This is a genomic window from Frankia sp. CoBUL1, from assembly GCF_978021245.1.
This window is the reverse complement of sequence record NZ_CDXDOS010000007.1, coordinates 23431-28280: the sequence shown is the minus strand read 5'-3', so window position 1 is coordinate 28280 and position 4850 is coordinate 23431. Positions and strand designations below refer to the sequence as shown.

Below are 4850 nucleotides of genomic sequence, written 5' to 3'. Positions count from 1 at the left end.
GCGCCTGCGGCGGCATTCGCGTGACATCCCGCCGGAGCTCCCGTTGGGATGCCCGGCGGCGGGGCGTCGCGTCCGGCTGAACGGTGTACGCATGACCGATCCTCTCGCAGTGCTCCGGACCGCGGGTCCGGAGCAGGTGATCTGGCGTCGGGTGGTGTGTGTCCCCCCCTGAGGAACTGCGTCCCTCTGGTGGTGCGTGCCTGCTGGTGGTGCGTGCCTCTGGTGTGTCTCCGGGTACCGGCGGCGCGGTGGGCGGTGGGCGCGGCCGGGTCGGGCCGGGTCGGTGGAGGTTCAGTGCTGCAGGACCCGGGCCAGGAAGTCCCGGGCGCGCTCGGTCCGCGGCGCGGCGAAGAAACTCTCTGGCGGGGCGATCTCGAGGATGCGACCGTCCGCCATGAAGGCCACCCGGTCCGCGGCGGAACGCGCGAATCCCATTTCGTGGGTGACGACGATCATGGTCATGCCGCTGGTGGCCAGCGACCTCATCACGTCCAGCACCTCGGAGATCATCTCTGGGTCGAGTGCCGAGGTCGGTTCGTCGAAGAGCATGAGCACGGGATCCATCGCCAGCGCCCTGGCGATGGCGGCGCGCTGCTGCTGGCCGCCGGAGAGCTGGCGGGGCAACTGGTCCGCCTTGTCGGCGATCCCCACGCGTTCCAGTAGTTCCTGGGCCCGGGTGCGGGCCTGCAAGCGGTTGTGTCCCAGGACCTTGACCGGCCCCAGGGTGACGTTCTCGAGCACCGTCTTGTGCGCGAAGAGGTTGAACGATTGGAACACCATTCCAACCCGTGATCGCATCCGGGCGAGCTCACGGCCCTCCGTGGGCAGGGGACGGCCCTCGAAGAGGATCCGGCCCTCGTCGATCGTTTCCAACCGGTTGACGCAGCGGCACAGGGTCGACTTCCCCGACCCCGAGGGCCCGATGATGATGACGACCTCGCCCGCCTCGACGGACAGGTCGACGTCGGTCAGGACCCGGTTGTCGCCGAACGACTTCCCGACGCCTTCCAGAGTCACCAAAGGCATGTCGACCTCCCGACACAATGGCGCTGTGGTGTTGGGCCGAGCGTCCCGGCGGCCTCATGATGGAACGGCCAGGCGCGCGGATCAGTCGTGGGGCCGACGGCTGGAGCGGTCGTCTCGCGCGGATTTCGGCGCACTGACGGGAACATTCGAGAATAGTATCCCTGCAGCTACGCAAATATATCGAGCGGGGTGTTGCCTGATATCTCGGGCGGTGTCCGGGCCGGGGTGGGGCGCCTCAGCTCCCGACGGGGAGGGTCCCGGCCCCGCAGGCGAGGCGGCCCGCGACGCGATCCCGTCCCCGCCGGACCCAGCTCAGACCCCAGACCCGGCTCCGGCCCGGTGCACGCGCCGTAGGCTGGTCGGGTGAACGGCCGCAGCTACGAGGTCCGCACGTTCGGGTGCCAGATGAACGTCCACGACTCCGAACGGCTCTGTGGGCTGCTGGAATCCGCCGGCTACTCCCCGGTCGATCCCGGCGGCGAGGCGGATGTGGTCGTGTTCAACACCTGCGCGGTGCGGGAGAACGCCGACAACCGCCTGTACGGCAACCTCGGCCAGCTAGTCCCGGTGAAGAAGGGCCATCCGGGCATGCAGATCGCGGTCGGGGGCTGCCTCGCCCAGAAGGACCGGGCCGCGATCCTCGACCGGGCGCCCTGGGTTGACGTGGTCTTCGGCACGCACAACCTGCACCGACTGCCCGTGCTGCTGGAGCGCGCGCGGCACAACGCGGCGGCCCAGGTCGAGATCGCCGAGGCCCTGGAGGTCTTCCCGAGCTCCCTGCCGACCCGGCGGGCCAGCCATCACTCGGCCTGGGTCAGCATCAGCGTGGGATGTGACAACACCTGCACCTTCTGCATCGTCCCCAGCCTGCGTGGCCGCGAGCGTGACCGCCGGCCGGGCGACGTGCTTGCCGAGGTCGAGGCCCTGGTCGCGGAGGGCGCCCTGGAGATCACACTGCTGGGGCAGAACGTCAACTCCTACGGGCGCTCGCTGGGAGATCCCGGTGCCTTCGCGAAGCTGCTGGCCGCCTGCGGTCGCGTCGAGGGTCTCGAACGTGTCCGCTTCACCTCACCGCATCCGCGCGACTTCACCGACGACGTCATCGAGGCCATGGCGACCACCTCGAACGTGTGCCACCAGCTGCACATGCCGTTGCAGTCCGGGTCGGACACCGTGCTGCGCCGCATGCGCCGCTCGTACCGTCGGGACCGTTTCCTCGGCATTGTCGAGCGGGTGCGGGCGGCCATGCCCGACGCGGCCATCACCACCGACATCATCGTCGGCTTCCCTGGCGAGACCGAGGCGGACTTCGCCGACACCCTCGACGTGGTGCGGGCGGCCCGGTTCTCCGGCGCCTTCACCTTCCAGTACTCGCCTCGCCCGGGTACCCCGGCAGCGACCATGGACGCCCAGGTGGACCGGGCGACCGTGGCCGACCGGTATACCCGGCTGGTGGCCCTGCAGGACGAGATCTCCTGGGCGGAGAACCGGGCCCTGGTCGGCCGGCGGGTCGAGGTGCTGGTCTCGGAGGGGGAGGGGCGCAAGGACGGCGCCACCGGCCGGATGTCCGGCCGGGCTCGGGACGGACGGCTCGTGCACTTCCGTGCGGACGAGGCCGCGAGCTCGTCCACCGGCTCGGGCCCGAGGGCGGGCTGCGCCGCGCCCGCGGTCGCGGTGGCGGTGGCGGTGGCGCCTACGGTGCGCCCGGGCGACGTCGTCGAGACGGTGGTGACGCGGGGGGCACCCCATCACCTCACCGCCGACGGCCCCCTGCGGTCCCACCGGGCGACCCGTGCGGGGGACGCGTGGGCGCTCGGGCGTGACGGTGGCGGTGCGGCAGCCGCGCAGCAGCCGGCAGGCGGACGGCCGATCGTCACCCTGGGCATCCCGTCCCTGCGGTCGTCCTCGCCCGATCCCGTCGGCCCGGCGCCGGCCGACGCGGCGTTGGCCGGCGCGGACGCCTGCTGTACTCCGGTACGTCGATGACCCTCGTCGCCGCCGCGGTCTGTCCTCATCCTCCGTTGCTGGTTCCCGAGGTCGGCCGTGGTGAGCCGGTCGAGGCGCGGGCCGTCGCGGTGGACGCGGTGCGCCTGCTGTGTGCCGCCGAGCCGGACACGATCGTGGTGGTGGGTGACGCGGCGACCGAGGTGTCCTACGGCCCCGCCGCGTCCGGGTCGCTGGCCGGCTTCGGGGTGGATCTCCGGGTAGATCTTGGCCCGACCGCGCCGGCCCCCGAGCCGTCGTCTGTCCTGTCGTCGCCCGTCCTACCGTTGTCGATCACGATCGGCGCCTGGCTGCTGGGCGCCGTCGGTTGGCCCGGCGCCCGCACCGCCGTCGGGGTGCCCGCGGAGATCTCCCCGGACGGGGCCGTCGCACTCGGATCGCGGCTGGTCGCGGGCTCCGCTCCGCAGGAGCGCCTCGCCCTGCTCGTGATGGGCGACGGCTCGGCCTGTCGCACGCTGAAGGCTCCCGGCGGGTTGGATCCACGGGCCGCGGCGTTCGACGCGACCGCCGCCGCGGCGCTGGCCGCAGGGGATCCGGCCGGTCTGCTCGCCTTGGACCCGGGGTTGGCCCGGGAGCTGCTCGCCGCGGGCCGGGCGTCCTGGCAGGTCCTGGCCGGCGCCCTGCTCGCCGCGACCCGGGACGGCCTGGGCCCGGGGTTCCTGGGCCCGGGGTCATGGAACAGTGACCTCCGGTATGACGACGCGCCGTACGGTGTCGGCTATCTGGTTGCCCTCTGGACACGGGATGTTGCCGAGCGAGGATGAACAGGCAGAAGGAACCGCGCCGGGGACCGGTGGTGGCGGTCGTGGGGCCGACCGCCGGCGGCAAGAGTGACCTCGGCATCGAGATCGCGCTCGCCCTCGGTGGCGAGGTGGTGAACGCGGACTCGATGCAGCTCTACCGCGGGATGGACATCGGTACCGCCAAGGTTCCCGAGGCGGAGCGTCGCGGGGTGCCCCACCATTTGCTCGACGTGTGGGACGTGACGCATCCCGCGGACGTCGCGAGCTTCCAGGCGGACGCCCGCCGGATAATCGACGGCCTGCTCGCCGCCGGGCGCATTCCGGTGCTGGTCGGCGGTTCCGGGCTCTACGTCCGCGCGGTTCTTGACAATCTGGCCTTCCCGGGGACCGATCCGGGCGTCCGGGCGCGGTGGGAGGAGGAACTGGCCCGCGTCGGCGCACCGGCGCTGCACGACCGGCTGGCCGCGCGGGCACCGCAGGCCGCCGCGGCGATCCTGCCCAGCAACGGCCGGCGGATCGTGCGTGCCCTGGAGGTCGTCGAGCTCACCGGAACCTTCACGGCCACCCTGCCGGAGCACCGCTCGGTCTATGAGGTCGTGCAGATCGGCGTGGATCGCCCCGATCTCGACCGACGGATTACGGACCGGGTGGAGAAAATGTGGGGTGCTGGTTTTCCTGACGAAGTGCGAAGGTTGGTGGAATGCGGCCTGCGGGAAGGCCGAACCGCGTCTCGCGCACTGGGATATGCCCAGGTTCTGGCCTGGTTCGACGGCGCAATGGACTCCGCCGAACAGGCCAAGCTCGCCACAATTACGGCGACGCGGCGCTTTGCCCGTCGACAAAGGTCCTGGTTCCGGCGGGATAACCGGATAGCCTGGTTGGACCAACCAGATGTCACCCAGGTGCGACGGCTGGTGGGTTCGCTCTGACGGGTGATCGGCCGACCGGGTCGGGGTCGATCGGGCCGCCGCCAATGCGCGGCGTCGCCGGTGACCGGTGCGCGGCGGCCGGTCCCGCACGGCGTCTGGAGAGATCGATGTGACCGCGCCCACCTCTGATGCTGGTACCCCACCCGAC

At 71.6% G+C, this 4850-nt stretch carries 4 protein-coding genes; 3 read left to right on the top strand and 1 reads right to left on the bottom strand.

Annotation, left to right across the window (positions count from 1 at the left end; all coding sequences use genetic code 11):
• Positions 1–291 precede the first annotated feature (291 nt).
• Complete coding sequence (locus AC08OX_RS01805) at positions 292–1026, bottom strand: amino acid ABC transporter ATP-binding protein (RefSeq protein WP_476606189.1); 735 nt, start codon at positions 1024–1026, stop codon at positions 292–294.
• 363 nt (positions 1027–1389) lie between these two features.
• Between AC08OX_RS01805 and miaB the strand changes: the two genes are divergently transcribed.
• The 3 genes from miaB to miaA are packed head-to-tail and all read left to right on the top strand — an operon-like array spanning position 1390 to position 4702.
• A complete protein-coding gene (miaB, locus tag AC08OX_RS01800) occupies positions 1390–3012 on the top strand; it encodes a tRNA (N6-isopentenyl adenosine(37)-C2)-methylthiotransferase MiaB (RefSeq protein WP_476606188.1) in 1623 nt (540 codons plus the stop codon).
• On the top strand, positions 3009–3794 hold the full coding sequence (locus AC08OX_RS01795; protein ID WP_476606187.1) for a class III extradiol dioxygenase subunit B-like domain-containing protein: 786 nt from the start codon (positions 3009–3011) through the stop codon (positions 3792–3794). The genes miaB and AC08OX_RS01795 overlap by 4 nt, the downstream gene beginning before the upstream one ends.
• Complete coding sequence (gene miaA / locus AC08OX_RS01790; protein WP_476606186.1) at positions 3791–4702, top strand: tRNA (adenosine(37)-N6)-dimethylallyltransferase MiaA; 912 nt, start codon at positions 3791–3793, stop codon at positions 4700–4702. The genes AC08OX_RS01795 and miaA overlap by 4 nt, the downstream gene beginning before the upstream one ends.
• Positions 4703–4850 lie beyond the last annotated feature (148 nt).

Excerpts from the sequence above, each read along its gene's own strand:
- AC08OX_RS01795 (WP_476606187.1), top strand. The coding sequence starts at position 3,009 with ATGACCCTCGTCGCCGCCGCGGTCTGTCCTCATCCTCCGTTGCTGGTT.
- miaA (WP_476606186.1), top strand. The coding sequence starts at position 3,791 with ATGAACAGGCAGAAGGAACCGCGCCGGGGACCGGTGGTGGCGGTCGTG.
- AC08OX_RS01805 (WP_476606189.1), bottom strand. The coding sequence starts at position 1,026 with ATGCCTTTGGTGACTCTGGAAGGCGTCGGGAAGTCGTTCGGCGACAAC.